The sequence below is a fragment of the Streptomyces sp. NPDC001770 genome, assembly GCF_053596135.1.
This window is the reverse complement of the sequence record NZ_JBSFFN010000054.1, coordinates 18,395-38,111: the sequence shown is the minus strand read 5'-3', so window position 1 is coordinate 38,111 and position 19,717 is coordinate 18,395. Positions and strand designations below refer to the sequence as shown.

Sequence of the window (19,717 nt, the reverse complement as noted above, 5' to 3'; positions counted from 1 at the left end):
ATGGGCCCTGGGCTACGCGGCAGGAGCACTCCGTCGGCTCGGACGGACCGACGAGTCCATCGTCCGGCTGCGCGAGGCGGCCGCCCACCTCGGAGTCGTGTCAGTAGCGGTACCGCTCGTTCTGGCCGGGGTCGTAGCCGGTGCCGTTGCCGTATCCGTCGTCACCGGCCGGGTAGCCGCTGCCGTACGGGGCGGGCGTGCCCTGCGGGTACTGCTCGCCCTCGCGCTGCTGCGGCACCCACACACCGCCCGGCGGGGTGTCGGCGCTGTACGGCTGGGCGGCGTACGGCTCGGTGTACTGCTGCTGGTTCGGGTAGCCGTCGTACCCGCCCGCCCCGGGGTCGTAGCCCGTGCTGTTGCCGTAGGCGTCGTAGGACGCGTACGACGGAGCGGCCGTGCCGCCCGTACCGATGTACGGGTCGGAGTACGCCGCGTAGCTGTGCTGGTCGGTGCCGTAGGCGTACCCGCCGTCGTACGAGGGGTTCTGCGCGGGCTCGCCGTAGCCGCTGTACGGGTCGTGGGCGGCGAACTGGGGCTGGGCGCCGGCCGGTTGCGGCTCCTGCTGGTACTGCTCCTGGTATCCCTGGTCGCCGCCCGGCTGCGCGTACGGGCTCGTGCTCGGGCTGTACACGCCGTACTGGCCGGTCTCCTCCGGCATGGGCTGCGGTTCGTACACCGCGGCCTGTTCGTCCTGCGCGGGCGCGGCCGGTTCCTCGTACTCCAGGCCGGAGACCTCGAGGACGGGCTCCTCCTTGGCGGGGCGCCGTTCGCCGCGGCGACGGCGGCTGGCCCCGGGGCTGCCCCCTATGGCCCACCCGGTGGAGAAGCCCCGCCGGAAGGAGAGCGTCACGTAGGTCTGGCCCACCGCGAAGGCGATCGCGCCCACGACGATGACCAGCACGGACGGGATCAGGACGCCGAGCACCACGCAGAGGAATCCGGAGAAGGCGAGGAGCCTCCAGCGCAGCCGTGCCTTGTACTGCAGCAGCACCTCGCCCAGCAGCCACAACGCCACCACGCCGAAAGCGATGTAGAGGACCGTCCAGCCCACGCCCGCCCCCTTCTACGGCCGCCGCCGCCGGATCGGGGGCGGGTACGGCCGGTCACGACTGCTTGTGCAGTCCGAGATTCTCGTAGATTTCGAGCGTTGCCGTCGAGTTGTTGAGCGTGATGAAGTGCAGTCCGGGCACACCTTCGGACAGCAGCTTCGCGCAGAACTCCGTTGCGAACTCGATGCCAATGGAGCGTACAGCGGCCGGATCGTCCTTGACGGCGTGGATGCGTTCTTCGAGGGCCCGGGGGACGGCCGCGTTGCTCAGCTGGGGAAAGCGTTCGAGCTGTTTGACGCTGGTGACCGGCATGACCTCGGGAATGATGGGCGTGTCGCAACCCGCGGCGACCACACGGTCACGCATCCGGAGATAGTCCCCGGGTTCGAAGAACATCTGCGTGATGGCGTAGTCGGCACCGGCCCGGCATTTGTCCACGAAGTGGCGCGTATCCGTTTCCCAGTCGGCCGACCTGGGATGCATTTCGGGAAAGGCGGCGACGCCGACGCAGAAATCGCCGGATTCCTTGATGAGCCGCACCAGGTCGGCGGCGTACTTGACGCCCTCCGGGTGCTCGACCCACTCGCCCATCGGGTCGCCCGGCGGGTCTCCGCGCACGGCGAGGATGTTCCGGATCCCGGCGTCGGCGTACTGGCCGATCATGTTCCGCAGCTCCGCGACGGAGTGGTTGACCGCGGTGAGGTGCGCGACGGGGGTGAGCGTGCTGTCGGCCGCGATCTGCTGCGTCGCCCGGACCGTGCCCGCCCGGGTGGAACCTCCGGCTCCGTACGTCACGGAGACGAAGCTGGGACCCACGGCCTCGACCCGGCGCAGCGCGTTCCAGAGGTTCCGCTCGCCCTTCTCGGTCTTGGGTGCCCAGAACTCGAAGGAGTACGACGTCTTGCCGGACGCGAGCAGGTCGCGCACGGTGCGTGCGCGGTCCGTCCGGGTGGAGGAGGTGCCAAGGGCCATACCGCGAGGTTAACCAGGGTGCGGCCGTCCCCCAACCAGAGCGGGACATATGTCCGTATTGCAGTGAATACTGTCCACGCCTCGGACAGCGCGCTCCCGCCCGGCACTCCGGCCCCCGGCGCGGGTCCGCCGCACGGGTGACGACGGGCGGGTGGCGGCGGGGCGGGCGGTCAGCGCTCGCGGACGCGCTTCGCCAGGCCGGCCGCGGCCGCGGCCGGGTCGTCGGCCTCGGTGATCGCGCGGACCACCACGACGCGCCGGGCGCCCGCGTCCAGTACCTCGTCGAGATTGCCCGCGTCGATGCCGCCGATGGCGAACCACGGGCGGGGGGTGTCCAGGGAGGCGGCGTACCGGACGAGGCCGAGGCCGGGGGCATGGCGGCCGGGCTTGGTCGGGGTGGGCCAGCAGGGGCCGGTGCAGAAGTAGTCGACGCCGGGCTGTGCGGCGGCAGCGTCCACCTCGGACTCGGCGTGCGTGGAGCGGCCGATCAGCGGGGTCCCGCCGATGATGGCGCGGGCGGCGGGGACGGGCAGGTCGCCCTGGCCGAGGTGGAGGACGTCGGCGCCGATGGCGTGGGCGACGTCCGCGCGGTCGTTGACGGCGAGGAGCTTGCCGTGGCGTGCGCAGGCCTCCGCGAATACCTGGAGGTGCTCCAGCTCCTCGGCGGCCTCCATGCCCTTGTCCCGCAGCTGGACGATGTCCACGCCGGAGGAGAGCACGGCGTCGAGGAACGCGGGGAGGTCGCCCTGCCGCCTGCGGGCGTCCGTGCACAGATAGAGACGGGCGTCGGCGAGCAGGTGGCGCGGCGTGGACATGAAGGAGTTCCCCCCGTGGGTCACCGCGGGCGCGGGCCGTGGGAAGCACGGCCCGCGACCACGTGTGCGGTCGTCTCGGTCAGACGGCGAGCGCCTGGGCGCGGCGCTTCACCTCCGTCCCGCGATTCTCGCTCAGCGCCTGCGCGGGGGTTCCCGGCAGGGTCGGGTCGGGGGTGAAGAGCCAGTCCAGCATCTCTTCGTCGGAATAGCCGTCGTCCCTCAGGAGCGTCAGGGTCCCCGCGAGGCCCTTGACCACCTTGTCGCCGTCGATGAAGGCGGCAGGCACCTGGAGCGTCCGGTTCTCACCGCGGCGCACCGCGATCAGCTGGCCTTCCTTCACCAGCTGCCGCACGCGCGTCACCTGGACATCGAGGAGTTCCGCGATGTCGGGGAGGTGGAGCCAGGCAGGGACGAGAGCATCGATCTTTGCGTCAATCTCGGTCACGAGGACAAGCGTGCCATCTGGGACCGACAGCCGGAAGCCGGGCCGACCGTACGGACCACGTAAGGACGGCGTCCGCGCAGGTCGCGCGGGGGTCGGAAGGGATCGTGAGGGCGCGCGCGAGCGGCGCCCCGGGGCTCAGCGGACGGCGGACTTCAGGGGTACGGCGGGGTCGGCGGCCCGCTCGGGGTCGACGGCCGAGCCGGAGGCGACGAGCTTGCGGCCCTGGATGAGATCGCGCGGACGGCCGACCGCCAGCAGGGCGACCAGCGCGCCGCCGCGCAGCCAGAGCACGGTCCACTCCTCGTCGGCGGGGTCGCCTCGCCACAGCAGGGTGTCGGCGTCCGCGTGGTGCCCGGCGTACTGGACGAACCGGCCGAACTGCTCGGACCAGAAGTACGGCACCGGGTCGTACGGCTCCGCGGCGCCGGATTCCCCGGCTCCCGCGATGCCCGCCGCGACCGTACGCGGTCCCTGGAGCGCGTTGTCCCAGTGGTGGACCAGGAGGCGTGCGCCGTAGCGGGCGGAGGGGTACGAGGCGCAGTCCCCGACGGCGTACACCCCGGGGGCCGAGGTGCGCAGCGAGGCGTCGGCGGTGACCGATCCGTCGGGGCCGAGCGCGATGCCGGAACCGGTGAGCCAGCCGGTGGCGGGGCGGGCGCCGATGCCGACGACCACCGCGCCGGCCGGGAGCCTGCGGCCGTCGGCGAGGACCACGGCGCCGGGTTCGACGCGGTCGACCCGGGCGCCGGTGAGGAGCGTGGCCCCGCCGCTCGCGTACCAGCCGGCCATGGGGGCGGTGACCTCGGCGGGCAGTACCCCGGCGAGCGGGCGGTCGGCGGCCTCCACGACGGTGACCGTGCAGCCGGCGGCGCGGGCGGCGGTGGCGAACTCGGCGCCGATCCAGCCCGCGCCGACCACGACGACGTCGTGGCGCTGGGCGAGGACGGGCCGCAGCCGGGCCGCGTCGTCCAGGGTGCGCAGCAGGTGGGTGCCGGGGACCCCGGCGGCGCCGGGCAGCGTCAGGGGTTCGGCGCCGGTGGCGAGGACCAGGACGTCGTAGGGCACCGGGCCGTCCGGGGTGTCCACCTCCCGGACGGCGGGGCGCAGGCCGGTGACGGAGAGCCCGAGGCGCAGATCGACGTCGAGTGCCTCGAAGTCGATGCCGAAGGCGGAGTGCTCGGCGGTGCCGAGGAGCACGGCCTTGGAGAGCGGCGGCCGGTCGTAGGGCTGGTGCGGCTCCGCGCCGATCAGGGTGACGGGCGCGGTGTACCCCTCGTCCCGCAGGGCGACGGCGGTCCGCACCCCCGCCATGCCCGCTCCGACGATGACGACGCCGTGCTCCGGCGCCCGCTGCCCGCTCTGTTCGCTCACGCACCCACCCTAAGCACCTGACGGGGCGTCATCCATCGGGGTGCGCGGGCCGCCCCGGCGGCTCCCTCGTACCGCGCGGACGGCGGGGTTTAGGGTGGCTGCGGAAAGACACTCGCGGGAGCCCGGACGCACCGGGCTGAGAGGGAGGCTCGCGGCCTCCGACCGTACGAACCTGATCCGGGTCATGCCGGCGAAGGGAGGGGCTGGACACCCATGCACGCTTCACAGGAACCGTCTTCCGCCGCGGGCGGGGGCACGGCGGGCGGGGGCACGAGCGGCACGGACCGCCGGGGGCCCTCGTACGACGTGCTCGTCGTCGGGGGCGGGATCATCGGCCTGGTGACCGCCTGGCGGGCGGCGCGGGCCGGGCTGGGGACGGCAGTCGCCGATCCGGAACCGGGCGGCGGGGCGGCCCGGGTGGCGGCCGGGATGCTGGCCGCCGTCACCGAACTCCACTACGGCGAGCAGATGCTGCTCGGGCTCAACCTCGCCTCCGCAGCCCGCTACCCGGAGTTCGTGGCGGAGCTGGAGGCCGCGAGCGGCCGGGAGACCGGCTTCCGCGCCTGCGGAACACTCGCGGTGGCGCTGGACTCCGACGACCGGGCGCACCTGCGCGAGCTGCACGCCCTGCAGGAGCGGTCCGGCCTGGAGTCGCAGTGGCTGTCGGGGCGCGAGTGCCGGCGGCTCGAACCGATGCTGGCGCCGGGCGTACGGGGCGGACTGCGGGTGGACGGCGACCACCAGGTCGACCCGCGCCGGCTGGCCGCCGCGCTGCTGACGGCCTGCGAGCGGGCCGGGGTGGCCTTCCACCGCAGCCCCTGCGAGCGGCTCGAGGTCGCGCGCGGCCGGGCGTCCGGGGCACTGCTCGCGGACGGTACGGCGGTCTCGGCCGGCCAGGTGGTGCTGGCCGCCGGAAGCCTCAGCGGCCGGCTCCCCGGGCTGCCGGAGGGCGTCGCCCCGCCGGTGCGCCCGGTGAAGGGCCAGGTGCTGCGGCTGACCGTGCCGCGCGCGTACGCCCCCTTCCTCAGCCGGACCGTGCGCGCGGTGGTGCGGGGCCAGGACCTGTACCTCGTACCGCGCGAGAACGGCGAGCTGGTCGTCGGCGCGACGAGCGAGGAGATGGGCTGGGACACCACGGTGACGGCGGGCGGGGTGTACGAGCTGCTGCGCGACGCCCACGAGCTGGTGCCGGGCATCACGGAGCTGCCGCTCACCGAGACCCTGGCCGGGCTGCGTCCCGCCACCCCGGACAACGCACCGGTGCTCGGCCCGACCGCGCTGCCGGGGCTGCTCGTCGCCACCGGCCATGGCCGCAACGGGGTGCTGCTCACCCCTGTCACCGGCGACGCCATGGCGCACGCGCTGACCACCGGCACGCTCCCGGAAGTGGCCCGCCCGTTCGCGCCGGGCCGCTTCACCAACCCCGTCGTCCCCGCGCGCCAGGAGCAGTACGCATGACCGACCCGACCACCACCGTGAGCGTCTCCGTCAACGGCGACCCGCGCGACGTGTCCGCCGGCACCACCCTGGGCGCCCTGGTGGCGTCCCTCACCCGGGCACCCTCCGGGGTCGCCGCCGCCGTCAACGAGAGCGTGGTGCCCCGCTCGGCCTGGGACTCCACCGCCCTCACCGGGGGCGACCGGATCGAGGTCCTCACCGCGGTGCAGGGAGGCTGACCATGTCCGACGACCTCTTCCACCTGGGCGGGCGCGCGTTCTCGTCCCGGCTGATCATGGGCACCGGCGGCGCCCCCAGCCTGGACGTGCTGGAGCGGGCGCTCGTCGCCTCCGGCACCGGGCTGACCACCGTCGCGATGCGCAGGCTCGACCCGACCGTCCAGGGTTCGGTCCTCTCCGTCCTGGAGCGCCTCTCCATCCAGGTGCTGCCCAACACCGCCGGCTGCTTCACCGCGGGCGAGGCGGTGCTGACCGCCCGGCTGGCCCGGGAGGCCCTCGGCACCGACTGGGTGAAGCTGGAGGTGGTGGCCGACGAGCGGACCCTGCTGCCGGACCCGGTCGAGTTGCTGGACGCGGCGGAGATCCTGGTGGACGACGGGTTCACGGTGCTGCCCTACACCAACGACGACCCGGTGCTCGCCCGGAAGCTGGAGGACGTGGGCTGCGCGGCGGTCATGCCGCTCGGCTCACCCATCGGCTCCGGCCTCGGCATCCGCAACCCGCACAATTTCGAGCTGATCGTGGAGCGGGCCGGTGTCCCGGTGATCCTGGACGCCGGTGCGGGCACCGCCTCGGACGCGGCGCTGGCGATGGAGCTGGGGTGCGCGGCGGTGATGCTCGCCTCGGCGGTGACCCGGGCGCAGGAGCCGGAGCTGATGGCGTCGGCGATGCGGCACGCGGTGGAGGGCGGCCGTCTCGCCCGCCGGGCGGGCCGCATCCCCCGCCGGCACTTCGCCGAGGCGTCCTCCCCGGTGGAGGGCCGGGCGGTGCTGGACCCGGAGCGCCCGGCGTTCTGAACCCGGCCTTCCGGGCCCTGCGTTCCCGGCACTCCGGGCGAGGTGCGCGCGCCGGTGTTGTCACGGCTCGGCTGCGATACGGCCCCGGGCCCGCTCCGGGGCGCCCGGGGTGTCCGCGGCGGCTCGTAGACTCGTCGGGTGGACACGACCCTCCAGGACCCGCTGCTCGGACGGCTGCTCGACGGCCGCTACCGCGTCGACGCGCGCATCGCCGTGGGCGGGATGGCCACGGTCTACCGGGCCGTGGACATCCGGCTCGACCGGGTGCTCGCCCTCAAGGTGATGCACCCCGCGCTCGCGGCCGACGCCTCCTTCGTCGAGCGCTTCATCCGCGAGGCGAAGTCGGTGGCGCGCCTCGCGCACCCCAACGTGGTGTCCGTCTTCGACCAGGGCGCCGAGGGCGCGTACGTCTACCTCGCCATGGAGTACGTCGCGGGGTGCACCCTCCGCGAGGTGCTGCGCGACCGCGGGGCGCTCCAGCCACGCGCCGCGCTCGACATCCTGGAGCCGGTGCTGGCGGCGCTGGGCGCGGCGCACCGGGCGGGGTTCGTACACCGTGACATGAAGCCGGAGAACGTCCTGATAGGGGACGACGGCTGGGTGAAGGTCGCCGACTTCGGGCTGGTCCGTGCGGTCGGCACGGCCACCGACACCACCGGCTCCCTGCTGGGCACGGTCTCCTACCTCGCCCCGGAGCAGATCGAGCACGGCACCGCGGACACCCGCTCCGACGTGTACGCCTGCGGTGTCGTGCTGTACGAGATGCTGACCGGCACCAAGCCGCACACCGGCGAGAACGCCGCCCAGATCATCTACCAGCACCTCAACCAGGACGTACCGCCGCCCTCCGCCGCCGTCCCCGGGCTCTCCCCCGCGCTGGACGCGCTGGTGGCGGGGGCCACCGCGCGCGACGCCCGGGCCCGCGCGCAGGACGCGGTGGTGCTCCTCTCCGAGACCCTGGAGGCCCGGGCCCTGCTGAGCGACGCGGAGCTGGACGCCGTACCGCCGCGGGCACACGCCCCGGCCGGCCCGGGCGCCTTGGGCGTCTCCGGTGCCGAGGACCGTACGAGCGTGCTGCCGCGGGCCGTCACCGAGGACCGGGGCGCCACCCACCGGACGAGCCGGCTGGAGATGCCCGCCACCGCCTCCGCCTCGGTCGCGCCCGGCCGGCCCCGGCGGTCGGCCCGGGCGGGAGGCTCCGGGGGCCGGCCGCGCCGCGGGGTCTACGCCGCGATCACCGCGCTGCTGGTGGTACTGCTGGCCGGGGGCGGTGTCTGGTACATCAACTCGGGCCAGTTCACCCAGGTCCCCTCGCTCCTCAACCAGACCCAGGAGACCGCGGAGAAGCGGCTCACGGACGCCGGCCTCGACGTGAAGTCCGTCGACAAGGCGTACAGCGACACGGTCGACCGCGGCTCGGTGATCAGCAGCGACCCCGCACCCGGCGACCGGGTCCGGGGCAACGAGTCGGTGAAGCTGGTCGTCTCGCGCGGTCCGGAGATCGTCGAGGTCCCCGACGTGGCGGGAACCCCGCTGGCCGACGCGCGCCGGTCCCTGAAGGAGGCCGGGCTGGCACCGGGCATGGTGACCCGCGAGTTCAGCGAGGACGTCGGGCGCGGCGAGGTGGTCCGTACGGACCCCGGGGCGGGCACCGGGCGCCACCCCGACTCCGCCGTGGCACTGGTCGTGAGCAAGGGCGCCCCGGTCGAGGTGCCGGACGTCTCGGGGCTCTCCGTCGAGGACGCCACCGCCGCCCTGGAGGAGGAGGGGCTCAAGGCCGAGGCGAAGCCCGGCCGGGTCGACTCCCCCGAGGCGGCCGGCGACGTCGCCGAGCAGACCCCGGCCCCCGGCGCCGAGGCGGCCGAGGGGGACACCGTGCAGCTGACCGTCTCCAAGGGGCCCCGGATGATCGAGGTACCGGACGTCACCGGCAAGGATGTCGACGAGGCACGGGACCTCCTGGAGGACGCCGGGTTCGAGGTCGAGGTCGACCGGCCGTTCCTCTCCTTCAGCGACACGGTCGGGAGCCAGTCCGTCGACGGCGGCGGCCGGGCGGCCGAAGGATCGACCATCACCATCAGGACCAAGGGACTGTGAACATGCGCAACCCGGTGGGCGGACACGTGCCGGTGGCCGGCGGGCTGGTGAGGACCGGCCTCGGCTACGCCGACGAGCTGGCGGCCGAGACGGTCCAGGTCTTCGTCGCGAACCCGCGCGGCTGGGCCACTCCGGCGGGGAAGCCCGATCAGGACGAGCTGTTCCGCAAGGAGTGCGAGGCCCGGGACATGCCGGTGTACGTGCACGCCCCGTACCTGATCAACTTCGGCTCGCACACCGAGGCGACCGTGGAGAGGTCCGTGGAGTCCCTGCGGCACTCGCTGCGCCGGGCGCGCGAGATCGGCGCGCTGGGCGTCGTCGTCCACACCGGTTCGGCGACGGGCGGGCGCCCCCGCGAGGAGGCGCTGGCGCAGGTGCGTGACCGCATGCTCCCGTTGCTGGACGAGCTGACCCACGACGACGATCCCGATCTGCTGCTGGAGTCCACCGCCGGCCAGGGGTCCTCGATCTGCTCGCGGACCTGGGACTTCGGCCCGTACTTCGAGGCGCTGGACTCCCACCCCAAGCTGGGCGTCTGCCTGGACACCTGCCACATCTACGCGGCGGGCCACGACCTGGCCGGTCCGTCCGGGATGCGGCAGACCCTGGACCTGCTGGTGGAGACGGTCGGCGAGGGGCGGCTGAAGCTGATCCACGCCAACGATTCCAAGGACGTCGTCGGCGCCCACAAGGACCGGCACGAGAACATCGGCTCGGGCCACATCGGCGCGGAGCCGTTCCGGGAGCTGTTCGCGCACCCGGCGACGGCCGGGGTGCCGCTGGTCATCGAGACGCCGGGCGGGAAAGAGGGGCACGCCGCGGACGTGGCACGGCTGAAGGAGCTGCGGGACTCCGCAGGTACCTGAGGGCCCGGGCGGGCCCCTGCAGGCTCAGAGCTCCGGGCCGTCCCCGGGCTTCTCCTGGTAGGAGTAGCGCTGCTCGCTCCACGGGTCGCCGATGTTGTGGTAGCCGCGCTCCTCCCAGAAACCGCGCCGGTCGGCCGTCATGTACTCGATGCCGCGGACCCACTTCGGGCCCTTCCAGGCGTACAGGTGCGGGACGACCAGGCGCAGCGGGAAGCCGTGTTCGGCGGTGAGCAGGTCGCCGTCCTTGTGGGTGGCGAAGACGGTGCGCTCCGAGGCGAAGTCGGCGAGCCGGAGGTTCGAGGAGAAGCCGTACTCGGCCCACACCATCACATGGGTGACGTCGTCGGCGGGGGGTGCGAGGCCGAGGACGACGGAGGCGGGTACGCCGCCCCACTCGGAGCCCAGCATGGAGAACTTGGTCACGCAGTGCAGGTCGGCGACGACGGAGGAGAACGGGAGTTCCGAGAACTCCTCGTGGTTCCAGCAGTGCTTCCCGCCGTCGGCGGTGGCTCCGAAGACCCGGAATTCCCAGCGCTCGGGGCGGAACTTGGGTACGGGCCCGTAGTGGGTCACCGGCCACCCGCGTTGCAGACGCTGGCCCGGCGGAAGCTCGGACTGCCCCGATACGCGGTATCCCTCGCTCTCCGGCTGACCCATGCCTCCATGGTGACAGACAGGGAAGGGTGGTGGTGACCAGGCACGGAACAACCGGTCATTACCTACTAAGCATGTACTTACTGGACGGCCGGGGGGTGCGGTGCGAGGATGCGCCCAACTGTCCGGTACACCGGTTGGAAGGAGCCTCTGCGATGCAGGGCGACCCCGAGGTCATCGAGTTCCTGAACGAGCAGCTGACGGCCGAACTGACTGCCATCAACCAGTACTTCCTGCACGCGAAGATGCAGGACCACCTCGGCTGGACGAAGCTCGCCAAGTACACCCGGGCCGAGTCGTTCGACGAGATGAAGCACGCGGAGATCCTGACCGACCGGATTCTCTTCCTCGACGGCCTCCCGAACTACCAGCGCCTCTTCCACGTGCGTGTCGGGCAGACGGTGACGGAGATGTTCCAGGCCGACCGCCAGGTGGAGGTGGAGGCGATCGACCGCCTCAAGCGCGGCATCGAGGTCATGCGGGCCAAGGGCGACATCACCTCGGCCAACATCTTCGAGTCGATCCTGGAGGACGAGGAGCACCACATCGACTACCTGGACACCCAGCTGGAGCTGGTGGAGAAGCTCGGCGAGCCGCTCTACATCGCGCAGCAGATCGAGCAGCCGGAGGGCTGACACACACCGGCCGACGGCGGTGCGCCTACGGCTCCGGTCAGGCGGCTTCGGGGAACGCGGCGGCCGGCGTGCTCACCGCGGCGGCGAGCGGATCGGCCGAGGGAGCCACCGAGGCGGCCGACGGCCCCACCGACGTGGCCGACAGGTCGGCGCGGCGCTCCAGCGGCTCGCGGCGCGGGCACTCGCCCCGGCCCAGCAGCGCCTGGATGCGGCGGACGCAGCCACCGCAGTCGGTGCCGGCCTTGCAGGCGGAGGCGATCTGCCGGGGGGTGCAGGCCCCGGCCTCCGCATGCTGCTTCACCTGCTGTTCGGTGACGCCGAAGCAGGAGCAGACGTACATGCGGTTCACCTCCCGGAAGTGTGCGAGCACCCCTCCGACGCGGTGAGGCAAACCTAACCTTACCCATCGGACCGGGTGGGCAAAAGCCCCGGAACGCCCGTGGGGCACGGATCACATGGATCCGTGCCCCACGGGCGCGTCGGTGCGGGCCTCTTCCGGGGCCTGCGGCCTACTGGTCGCGGTACATCTCCGCGACGAGGAAGGCCAGGTCGAGCGACTGGCTGCGGTTGAGCCGCGGGTCGCAGGCGGTCTCGTAGCGCTGGTGCAGGTCGTCCACGAGGATCTCGTGGCCGCCGCCGACGCACTCGGTGACGTCCTCGCCGGTGAGCTCGACGTGGATGCCGCCCGGGTGGGTGCCCAGGCCCTTGTGCACCTCGAAGAAGCCCTTGACCTCGTCCAGGACGTCGTCGAAGCGGCGCGTCTTGTGGCCGGAGGCGGCCTCGAAGGTGTTGCCGTGCATCGGGTCGGTGACCCAGGCGACGACCGCGCCGGAGGCGGTGACCTTCTCGACCAGCTCGGGGAGCTTGTCGCGGACCTTGTCGGCGCCCATGCGGACGACGAAGGTCAGCCGGCCGGGCTCGCGCTCGGGGTCCAGGCGGTCGACGTAGCTGAGCGCCTCGTCGACGGTGGTCGTCGGACCGAGCTTGATGCCGATCGGGTTGCGGATCTTCGACGCGAACTCGATGTGCGCGCCGTCCATCTGGCGGGTGCGCTCACCGATCCACACCATGTGGCCGGAGGTGTCGTACAGCTCGCCGGTGCGCGAGTCGGTGCGGGTCAGCGCCGTCTCGTAGTCCAGCAGCAGCGCCTCGTGCGAGGCGTAGAACTCGACCGCCTTGAACTCGGCCGGGTCGGTGCCGCAGGCCTTCATGAAGTTCATGGCGTTGTCGATCTCGCGGGCCAGCGCCTCGTAGCGCTGCCCCGAGGGGGACGAGCGCACGAAGTCCTGGTTCCACGCGTGCACCTGGCGCAGATCGGCGTAGCCGCCGGTGGTGAAGGCGCGGACGAGGTTCAGCGTCGAAGCGGACGCGTGGTACATCTGCTTCAGGCGCTGGGGGTCCGGGATGCGGGCGGCCTCGGTGAAGGCGAAGCCGTTGACGGAGTCCCCGCGGTACGTCGGGAGGGTCACCCCGTCGCGGGTCTCGGTCGGCTTGGAGCGCGGCTTGGAGTACTGCCCGGCGATCCGGCCCACCTTGACGACCGGGACGGCAGCCGCGTAGGTCAGGACGGCGCTCATCTGGAGCAGCGTCTTCAGCTTGGCCCGGATGTGTTCGGCGGACACGGCGTCGAAGGCCTCGGCACAGTCACCGCCCTGCAGCAGGAACGCCTCGCCCTTGGCGACGGCTCCCATGCGGGTGCGCAGCTGGTCGCATTCGCCGGCGAAGACGAGCGGCGGATACGACGCGAGGTCCGCGAGTACATCGCGCAGCGCCTCGGAGTCGGGGTACTCGGGCTGCTGCGCCGCGGGAAGGTCTCGCCAGGTGTTGCCACCGGCGACGGAGGTATTGGCGTTCACGGTCACGGGCACCAGCCTACGGGGTCACGGGCTGCGTCCATCCGGTCGCTCAACAGTTGAGACGATTGCTCGCATGATCGTGCGCTGTGGCGCTAGTATCGCGGCATGTTCACGCACACGACCCGGAACTGGTGGTGGCCCGCTCGACGGCGGCCCGCTGACAGTTCGCGCTGAACATTTCGCGAAGGCCGCCCCGAGGGGCGGCCTTTTCTGCTTTCGCGGAGCGGTTCCTCCCCTGGGAAATCCCTTGGAAACCCCTTGGAAGGAACGCTCATGCCGCACCGTGCCGCCTCTCTCGTCCGCCGTCTCCTCCAGGACGACGCCCCGCCGTTCGCCCTGCTGCGCCGCCGCACGCCCGGCCGCGACCACGACACCGTCGAGGTACTGACCGGCGAGGTCCGGGAGGTGGCACACCTCGCCGACCTGCCGGTGGGCGAACTGCCCTCGCTGGCCCTGGTGCCCTACCGGCAGATCGCCGAGCGGGGCTTCGAGGTGACCGACGACGGGACGCCGCTCGCGGTGCTGGTCGCCGACGCGTCGTACGAGCTGCCGTTCGCCGAGGTGCTGGCGGCGCTGCCTCCGCACGAGGTAAGGGTGACGGGCGGCGCGTTCGACGTGCCGGACGAGGAGTACGCGGGGATCGTCCGCCGGGTGATCGAGGACGAGATCGGGCAGGGCGAGGGCGCGAACTTCGTGATCCGGCGCACCTTCCGGGGCGAGATCCCCGGCTACGGCCGGGCGGACGCGCTGGCGCTCTTCCGCAGACTGCTGGAGGGCGAACGCGGCGCGTACTGGACGTTCGTGGTGCACACCGGCGGCCCGCGGGGGCGCACCCTGGTCGGCGCCAGCCCGGAGGTCCACGTCCGGATGTCCGGCGGCACGGTGGTGATGAACCCGATCAGCGGGACGTACCGCTACCCGGAACAGGGCCCGACCGTCGAGAGCCTGCTGGACTTCCTCGCCGACCGCAAGGAGACCGAGGAGCTCTCCATGGTGGTCGACGAGGAACTGAAGATGATGTGCACGGTCGGCGACATGGGCGGGGTGGTGGTCGGGCCGCGCCTGAAGGAGATGGCGCATCTCGCCCACACCGAGTACGAGCTGCGCGGGAAGTCGACGCTGGACGTGCGGGAGGTGCTGAAGGAGACCATGTTCGCGGCGACCGTCACCGGCTCCCCGGTGCAGAACGCGTGCCGGGTGATCCGGCGGTACGAGCCCGCCGGGCGCGGCTACTACAGCGGTGCGCTGGCGCTGCTGCGCCGGGACGCGAACGGCGCCCAGACCCTCGACTCGCCGATCCTGATCCGTACCGCCGACATCGCGGCGGACGGCACGCTCGCGGTGGCGGTGGGCGCCACCCTCGTACGCCACTCGGACCCGGACGGCGAGGTCGCCGAGACCCACGCCAAGGCGGCGGGCGTGCTGGCCGCTCTCGGGGTGCGGCCGGGGCGGCGGCCGCGGGAGCGGACCGGGCCGCAGCTGGCCACCGATCCCCGGGTGCAGTCGGCGCTGGACGACCGGCGGGGCGGGCTGGCGCCGTTCTGGCTGCGGATGCAGGAGCCGGCCCGGGCGATGTCGGGCCACGCGCTGGTGGTGGACGGCGAGGACACCTTCACCTCCATGCTGGCTCACCTGCTGCGCGCCTCGGGCCTCGACGTGTCGGTGCTCCGTTTCGACGCCCCGGCGTTGCGGGAGACCGTCCGGGCGCACCGGGGGCCGGTGGTGCTGGGCCCCGGGCCGGGCAACCCGGGCGATGCCACCGACGCCAAGATGGTGCTGCTGCGCTCGGTCGCGGCCGAGCTGGTGCGCGACCACCGGGACGGGCTGCTCGGCGTGTGCCTGGGCCATGAGCTGATCGCGGCGGAGCTGGGGCTGGAGGTGGTGCGCAAGGCGGTGCCCCATCAGGGGGCGCAGACGCGGATCGAGCTGTTCGGCCGGCCGGAGACGGTGGGGTTCTACAACAGCTTCGCGGCGCGGTGCGACGACGCCGCCACCGCCGAGCTGGGCGCGCACGGCATCGAGGTGAGCCGGGACGCGGCCACCGGTGAGCTGTACGCGCTGCGCGGCGAGGGGTTCGCCTCGGTGCAGTTCCACCCGGAGTCGGTGCTGACGCTGCGGGGTTCGGCGATCGTCACCGAACTGCTGGCAGGGCTGCCGGTACGCGGCTGAACGCGCGGTACCCGGCTGGACGCGCGGGAGCCGGTGCCCGGGGCGGGGCACCGGCTCCCGTCCCGGGCTCGCTCACTTCTCCGGGGCCGCCGGCACCAGGACGTTGTCACTGCGGCGTCCGGAGAGGTAGTCGTCGACGTTGGCGGCGGTGGCGTCGATGATCTGGCCGACCGCGTCCTCGGTGTAGTACGCCTGGTGCGAGGTGACCAGGACGTTCGGGAAGGTCAGCAGGCGGGCGAGGGTGTCGTCGTCGATGCCCTCCAGCGACTTGTCCAGGAAGAAGAGCCCGGCCTCCTCCTCGTACACGTCGAGGCCGACGCCGAGGAAGTGGCCCGCGCGGAGTTCGGTGACCAGGGCGCGGGTGTCGACCAGGCCGCCCCGGCTGGAGTTGACGAGGATCGCGTCGCGCTTCATCAGCGCCATGGCCCGCTGGTCGATGAGGTGGTGGGTGGCGGGCAGCAGGGGGACGTGCAGGCTGATGAGGTCGGCCTCGGCGAAGAGCTGGTCCTTCTCGACGTACCGCATGCCCAGCTCCACGCAGGCGGGGTTCTCGGCGACGTCCCAGCCGAGCAGGTTCATGCCGAAACCGTGGGCGATCCGGGTGAACGCCTCACCGATCTTGCCGGTGCCGATCACCCCGGCCGTGCGGCCGTGCATGTCCCGGCCGAGGAGCCCGGCGAGCCGGAAGTCGAAGTCGCGGGTGCGGGTCGCGGCGCGGATGACCTTGCGGTTCACGGCCATCGCAAGCGTCCACGCGAACTCTGCGACGGAGTAGGGCGAGTAGTAGGAGACCCGGGCGACGCGCAGGCCGAGCGACCCGGCGACCTCCAGGTCGATGTTGTTGAAGCCGGTGGACCGCTGGGCGATCATCCGGGTGCCGCCGGCCGCCAGGGTCCGGAGCACCTGGGCGCCGAGATCCGCGTTGACGCTGGTGGAGATCACCTCGTACCCCGCGGCGAGGGCAGCCGTGTCCGGGGTGAGGAACACCTCCAGACAGCGGACCTCGTGCTTCCCGGCGAACGCCTTCTCGATCAGGGGCTTCTCGTCGGCCTGCACACCGAATGCCAGGATTTCCACGACGTCTCCCGTTGGTGCTGCGGTACGGCACATGACCCGGTCACCGCGAATATACGGCCGGGTGACCGGGCTCGCCGCTCGGCGGCGGCCGGGGCGCGGACCCGCCCCGGCCGGCCCGCCGGACACGGCTCACACGTCGTCGAGGCCGCGCTCGATGGCGTACCGGACCAGCTCCACCCGGTTGTGCAGCTGGAGCTTGCCGAGGGTGTTCTGGACGTGGTTCTGGACCGTGCGGTGCGAGATCACCAGGCGCTCGGCGATCTGTTTGTACGACAGTCCCTTGGCGACCAGCCTGAGCACCTCGGTCTCGCGGTCGGTCAGGCGCGGCGCCTTCGGGTCGTCGGGGGCCGCCGGGGCCGGGTCGGAGGCGAGCCTGCGGTACTCGCCGAGCACCAGTCCGGCCAGCCCCGGGGTGAAGACCGGGTCGCCGACCGCGGTCGAGCGGACCGCCTCGATCAGCTCCCGGGTGCTGGCGGACTTCAGCAGATAACCGGTGGCCCCGGACTTCACCGCCTCCAGCACGTCGGCGTGCTCGCCACTGGCGGAGAGCACCAGCACCCGCAGTCCGGGATGGTGCGCCACCAGCTCCTTGCAGACCTGGACCCCGGGCAGGCCCGGCAGGTTCAGGTCGAGTACGAGGACGTCGGGCCGGACCGCCTGGGCACGGCGGACGGCCCCCGGGCCGTCACCGGCGGTCGCGACGACGTCGAAGCCGGACTCGGCCAGGTCGCGGGCGACGGCGTCGCGCCACATCGGGTGGTCGTCCACCACCATGACCTTGATGACCGTGCCGTCGGCGCGGGTCTGCGGCGGTGGCCCCGGGGCGCCCGCCCCGCTCGGTGCGCCCGGTGCCGCCGGTGCGCTCGTTCTGTCCGGTGTGCCCGGTGCTGTCGGTGTACTCATCGGATCGATCCTGCCTTCCCCCGTGGGACCTTCGGAACCTTCAACTCGACTTCGGTGCCCTGGCCCGGCACCGAGATCACCTCGGCCGTGCCGCCCAGGTCGCGCAGCCGACCGCGTATGGAGAGGGCCACGCCGAGCCGGCCCTCGCCCTCGGCCTCGGCCAGCCGCCCGTCCGGGATGCCCGGTCCGTCGTCCCGGACCGTGACGACCACCTCGCCGGGTTCGTCCTCGACCAGAATCCACGCCTGCGCGTCCTGCCCGGCGTGGGCCCGCACGTTGTCCAGGGCGGCTCCGGTGGCGGCGGCGAGCTCCCGCGCCGCGCGGGGCGGCATCAGGACCGGGGCGCCGGGCTCCGCGAGGCTGACCCGGGAGCCCGCGTGCGGGGCGAGCAGGGTCCGCAGATCGATGTCGGGGGCGTCGGCGGGCGACTCCTCCGCCGTGACGGTACGGACGACGGCACCCAGTGCGGAGTCCTCGGAGACCCGGGTGGTGGGCACCAGACCGCTGGAGACGAGGGTGCGCAGGGCGATCTCCTGCTCCCCGGCCATCCGGCCCAGATCGGCGGCCTCACCGCCGAGCGCGGTGCCCCGGCGCTGGACCATGGCGAGGACCTGGAGCACGCTGTCGTGGATGTCCCGGGCCAGCCGCTCCCGCTCGCGGGTCGCGGCCTCGATCTCCAGAGCGCGGGCGAGGGTGCGTTCACTGGCGCGGGCGACCTCGACGACGTAGCCGATCGCTATCGAGGCGACCCAGACCAGCAGGACGTTGTGGAGGGTGTCCCGGCTGGGCTCGGCGCGCTCGACGAGGTTGGCGGCCGCCACGAGCGTGGACGCGAAGGCGGCCCACCGCCAGCCGCCCTTCAGTGCGAAGGCCAGCACCGCCCCGGCGGTCCAGATCGACGGCAGGGTCGATCCGTCGACGTGGTGGGCGTCGAGATCGGCGACCGGGGTGAGCAGGATGCCGACGAGCGCGACCACCAGGTCCGCACCGAGGAACGGCCGTGTGCAACTGGCCGCGTTGGCGACCCGGGGCAGGGTGACCAGCGTCCACACCGCCATCACGGCGAGGAACCCGAAGGCCACCGCGGGCCGTTCGAAATCCGCACGCCCCAGGACGGCCAGTGCCAGGGCGTAGACCGTCGTCAGCACCCGGTATCCGGTCAGCGCGCGCCACAGCGGCTGCTCGACCGACATCCGTACGACCCGCTCGCGCCCGGCCATCTCCCCCACCCCCGCGGCCCGCGCCCCCGTCGGCCGGACCTTCTCTCTCCACCGCCGCGGCGGACACCCGCTGCCACGAAACCTCGCCGCCGCGAACACCCGCCGCCGCCCGGCGCCTTCGCCGGTCGTCCCCGGCGACGCCCGCTACCGCGCGGGCGGTTCCGGCGTCGACCGCTTCTCGTCCCGCGCCGCCTGCTTCTGCTCCAGCGCGGCCTGCTTCTGTTCCTGGGCGGCCTGCTTCTGTTCCTGGGCGGCCGCTCTGGCCTCGTCGGCGATCCGGCGCTTGGCGGCCGTCGCGTAGACGTCCACGTACTCCTGCCCGGAGAGCTTCATGATTTCGTACATGACCTCGTCCGTCAGTGAACGCAGGATGAACCGGTCGCCCTGCATGCCCTGGTAGCGGGAGAAGTCCAGCGGCCTGCCGATCCGGATGCCGGGCCGCAGGAGTTTGGGGATCACCTGGCCGGGCGGCTGGATCTTCTCCGTGTCGATCATCGCGACCGGGATGACGGGCGCGCCGGTGGCCAGCGCCACCCGGGCCAGGCCGCCGGGCTTGCCCCGGTAGAGGCGGCCGTCCGGCGAGCGGGTGCCCTCGGGGTAGATGCCGAAGAGCCCGCCGTCCTCGACCACCTTGATGCCGGCGCGGATCGCGGCCTCACCGGCGCCCCTGGCCCCGGAGCGGTCGACGGGCAGCTGGCCGACGCCCTTGAAGAAGGCCGCGGTGAGCTTCCCCTTCACTCCGGGCGCGGTGAAGTACTCGGCCTTGGCGATGAAGGTGACCTTGCGGTCCAGGACGGCCGGCAGGAAGAAGGAGTCGGAGAAGGACAGATGGTTGCTGGCGAGGATCGCCGGACCGGTGAGGGGGATGTTCTCCAGTCCCTCGACCCATGGCCTGAAGGCGAGCTTCAGGGACCCCCCGAGGGAGAAGTGCATCGCGCCGTAGATCAACTCGGGTGCCTCCTGTGTCCTGTGCCACGACCTTACCCGCGCGCGGGCCGCCGTTGCCGCACGGTGCGCGGGCTGCCCCGTGCCCGAGGCGCGACGGCCCTGGTCGGTGTCGGCCCGGTCGCGTACGGTGAAGTCATTCTTCTCGCGGGTGCCCCGTACGCCCCCTC

19 protein-coding genes and 1 riboswitch are annotated in these 19,717 nt (G+C 72.8%); of the genes, 7 read left to right on the top strand and 12 right to left on the bottom strand.

Annotated features, from left to right (window positions below; genetic code table 11):
* Positions 1–100: 100 nt before the first annotated feature.
* From ACWCSV_RS31875 to ACWCSV_RS31855, 5 genes are all read right to left on the bottom strand, one after another.
* Positions 101–1,051, bottom strand: a complete 951-nt coding sequence (locus ACWCSV_RS31875) for a hypothetical protein (RefSeq protein ID WP_451148230.1) — start codon at positions 1,049–1,051, stop codon at positions 101–103.
* Between the two features lie 52 nt (positions 1,052–1,103).
* The gene (gene metF, locus ACWCSV_RS31870; protein ID WP_451148228.1) at positions 1,104–2,021 is read right to left on the bottom strand and encodes a methylenetetrahydrofolate reductase [NAD(P)H]; all 918 of its coding nucleotides are present in this window, start codon (positions 2,019–2,021) and stop codon (positions 1,104–1,106) included.
* A 170-nt stretch (positions 2,022–2,191) separates the two neighbouring features.
* Positions 2,192–2,836, bottom strand: coding sequence for a thiamine phosphate synthase (thiE, locus tag ACWCSV_RS31865; protein WP_451148226.1), 645 nt, complete (start codon positions 2,834–2,836; stop codon positions 2,192–2,194).
* Positions 2,837–2,915: 79 nt separating this feature from the next.
* On the bottom strand, positions 2,916–3,281 hold the full coding sequence (locus ACWCSV_RS31860; protein ID WP_327175273.1) for an Rv2175c family DNA-binding protein: 366 nt from the start codon (positions 3,279–3,281) through the stop codon (positions 2,916–2,918).
* 135 nt (positions 3,282–3,416) lie between these two features.
* The gene (locus ACWCSV_RS31855) at positions 3,417–4,592 is read right to left on the bottom strand and encodes an NAD(P)/FAD-dependent oxidoreductase (protein ID WP_451148240.1); all 1,176 of its coding nucleotides are present in this window, start codon (positions 4,590–4,592) and stop codon (positions 3,417–3,419) included.
* Positions 4,593–4,756: 164 nt separating this feature from the next.
* Positions 4,757–4,868, top strand: a riboswitch (TPP riboswitch).
* Here ACWCSV_RS31855 and thiO point away from each other — a divergent pair.
* The 5 genes from thiO to ACWCSV_RS31830 all read left to right on the top strand — a co-directional run bounded on the left by thiO (position 4,866) and on the right by ACWCSV_RS31830 (position 10,088).
* Positions 4,866–6,110, top strand: coding sequence for a glycine oxidase ThiO (thiO, locus tag ACWCSV_RS31850; protein ID WP_451148223.1), 1,245 nt, complete (start codon positions 4,866–4,868; stop codon positions 6,108–6,110). It overlaps the preceding riboswitch by 3 nt.
* On the top strand, positions 6,107–6,328 hold the full coding sequence (thiS, locus tag ACWCSV_RS31845) for a sulfur carrier protein ThiS (protein ID WP_451148221.1): 222 nt from the start codon (positions 6,107–6,109) through the stop codon (positions 6,326–6,328). Before thiO ends, thiS begins: the two co-directional genes overlap by 4 nt.
* 2 nt (positions 6,329–6,330) lie before the next feature.
* Entirely contained in the window at positions 6,331–7,125 is a 795-nt protein-coding gene (locus ACWCSV_RS31840; RefSeq protein WP_451148219.1) for a thiazole synthase, read from the top strand.
* A 138-nt stretch (positions 7,126–7,263) separates the two neighbouring features.
* On the top strand, positions 7,264–9,222 hold the full coding sequence (gene pknB / locus ACWCSV_RS31835) for a Stk1 family PASTA domain-containing Ser/Thr kinase (RefSeq protein WP_451148217.1): 1,959 nt from the start codon (positions 7,264–7,266) through the stop codon (positions 9,220–9,222).
* Between the two features lie 2 nt (positions 9,223–9,224).
* Positions 9,225–10,088, top strand: coding sequence for a deoxyribonuclease IV (locus tag ACWCSV_RS31830; protein WP_451148215.1), 864 nt, complete (start codon positions 9,225–9,227; stop codon positions 10,086–10,088).
* Between the two features lie 24 nt (positions 10,089–10,112).
* Here ACWCSV_RS31830 and ACWCSV_RS31825 read toward each other — a convergent pair whose 3' ends face one another.
* Positions 10,113–10,745, bottom strand: coding sequence for a sulfite oxidase-like oxidoreductase (locus ACWCSV_RS31825; RefSeq protein WP_451148213.1), 633 nt, complete (start codon positions 10,743–10,745; stop codon positions 10,113–10,115).
* Positions 10,746–10,897: 152 nt separating this feature from the next.
* On the opposite strand from ACWCSV_RS31825, the gene bfr reads away from it, so the two are divergent.
* Entirely contained in the window at positions 10,898–11,377 is a 480-nt protein-coding gene (gene bfr / locus ACWCSV_RS31820) for a bacterioferritin (RefSeq protein ID WP_451148211.1), read from the top strand.
* A 37-nt stretch (positions 11,378–11,414) separates the two neighbouring features.
* Here bfr and ACWCSV_RS31815 read toward each other — a convergent pair whose 3' ends face one another.
* Together ACWCSV_RS31815 and ACWCSV_RS31810 are read right to left on the bottom strand one after the other, a co-directional pair.
* Positions 11,415–11,717 (bottom strand): (2Fe-2S)-binding protein, encoded by a 303-nt coding sequence (locus tag ACWCSV_RS31815; RefSeq protein WP_451148238.1) that lies wholly within the window; start codon positions 11,715–11,717, stop codon positions 11,415–11,417.
* 169 nt (positions 11,718–11,886) lie between these two features.
* Positions 11,887–13,233: a class II 3-deoxy-7-phosphoheptulonate synthase gene (locus ACWCSV_RS31810; protein WP_451148236.1), complete on the bottom strand. Its 1,347-nt coding sequence runs from the start codon at positions 13,231–13,233 to the stop codon at positions 11,887–11,889.
* 273 nt (positions 13,234–13,506) lie between these two features.
* Here ACWCSV_RS31810 and ACWCSV_RS31805 point away from each other — a divergent pair, with 273 nt between their 5' ends.
* The gene (locus ACWCSV_RS31805) at positions 13,507–15,402 is read left to right on the top strand and encodes an anthranilate synthase family protein (RefSeq protein WP_451148209.1); all 1,896 of its coding nucleotides are present in this window, start codon (positions 13,507–13,509) and stop codon (positions 15,400–15,402) included.
* Positions 15,403–15,474: 72 nt separating this feature from the next.
* Here the strand turns inward: ACWCSV_RS31805 and ACWCSV_RS31800 are convergent, their stop codons facing one another.
* From ACWCSV_RS31800 to ACWCSV_RS31785, 4 genes are all read right to left on the bottom strand, one after another.
* Complete coding sequence (locus ACWCSV_RS31800) at positions 15,475–16,479, bottom strand: 2-hydroxyacid dehydrogenase (protein ID WP_451148207.1); 1,005 nt, start codon at positions 16,477–16,479, stop codon at positions 15,475–15,477.
* A gap of 129 nt (positions 16,480–16,608) precedes the next feature.
* A complete protein-coding gene (locus ACWCSV_RS31795; protein WP_451148234.1) occupies positions 16,609–17,253 on the bottom strand; it encodes a response regulator in 645 nt (214 codons plus the stop codon).
* A gap of 125 nt (positions 17,254–17,378) precedes the next feature.
* Positions 17,379–18,602, bottom strand: coding sequence for a MacS family sensor histidine kinase (gene macS / locus ACWCSV_RS31790; RefSeq protein ID WP_451148205.1), 1,224 nt, complete (start codon positions 18,600–18,602; stop codon positions 17,379–17,381).
* A gap of 144 nt (positions 18,603–18,746) precedes the next feature.
* Positions 18,747–19,550 (bottom strand): lysophospholipid acyltransferase family protein, encoded by an 804-nt coding sequence (locus tag ACWCSV_RS31785; RefSeq protein ID WP_451148203.1) that lies wholly within the window; start codon positions 19,548–19,550, stop codon positions 18,747–18,749.
* Between the last annotated feature and the right edge of the window lie 167 nt (positions 19,551–19,717).

Excerpts from the sequence above, each read along its gene's own strand:
- ACWCSV_RS31825 (WP_451148213.1), bottom strand. The coding sequence starts at position 10,745 with ATGGGTCAGCCGGAGAGCGAGGGATACCGCGTATCGGGGCAGTCCGAG.
- thiS (WP_451148221.1), top strand. The coding sequence starts at position 6,107 with ATGACCGACCCGACCACCACCGTGAGCGTCTCCGTCAACGGCGACCCG.
- metF (WP_451148228.1), bottom strand. The coding sequence starts at position 2,021 with ATGGCCCTTGGCACCTCCTCCACCCGGACGGACCGCGCACGCACCGTG.
- ACWCSV_RS31805 (WP_451148209.1), top strand. The coding sequence starts at position 13,507 with ATGCCGCACCGTGCCGCCTCTCTCGTCCGCCGTCTCCTCCAGGACGAC.
- ACWCSV_RS31815 (WP_451148238.1), bottom strand. The coding sequence starts at position 11,717 with ATGTACGTCTGCTCCTGCTTCGGCGTCACCGAACAGCAGGTGAAGCAG.
- ACWCSV_RS31830 (WP_451148215.1), top strand. The coding sequence starts at position 9,225 with ATGCGCAACCCGGTGGGCGGACACGTGCCGGTGGCCGGCGGGCTGGTG.
- thiO (WP_451148223.1), top strand. The coding sequence starts at position 4,866 with ATGCACGCTTCACAGGAACCGTCTTCCGCCGCGGGCGGGGGCACGGCG.
- ACWCSV_RS31840 (WP_451148219.1), top strand. The coding sequence starts at position 6,331 with ATGTCCGACGACCTCTTCCACCTGGGCGGGCGCGCGTTCTCGTCCCGG.
- bfr (WP_451148211.1), top strand. The coding sequence starts at position 10,898 with ATGCAGGGCGACCCCGAGGTCATCGAGTTCCTGAACGAGCAGCTGACG.
- ACWCSV_RS31855 (WP_451148240.1), bottom strand. The coding sequence starts at position 4,592 with ATGGCGGGGGTGCGGACCGCCGTCGCCCTGCGGGACGAGGGGTACACC.
- ACWCSV_RS31795 (WP_451148234.1), bottom strand. The coding sequence starts at position 17,253 with ATGGTGGTGGACGACCACCCGATGTGGCGCGACGCCGTCGCCCGCGAC.
- macS (WP_451148205.1), bottom strand. The coding sequence starts at position 18,602 with ATGGCCGGGCGCGAGCGGGTCGTACGGATGTCGGTCGAGCAGCCGCTG.
- thiE (WP_451148226.1), bottom strand. The coding sequence starts at position 2,836 with ATGTCCACGCCGCGCCACCTGCTCGCCGACGCCCGTCTCTATCTGTGC.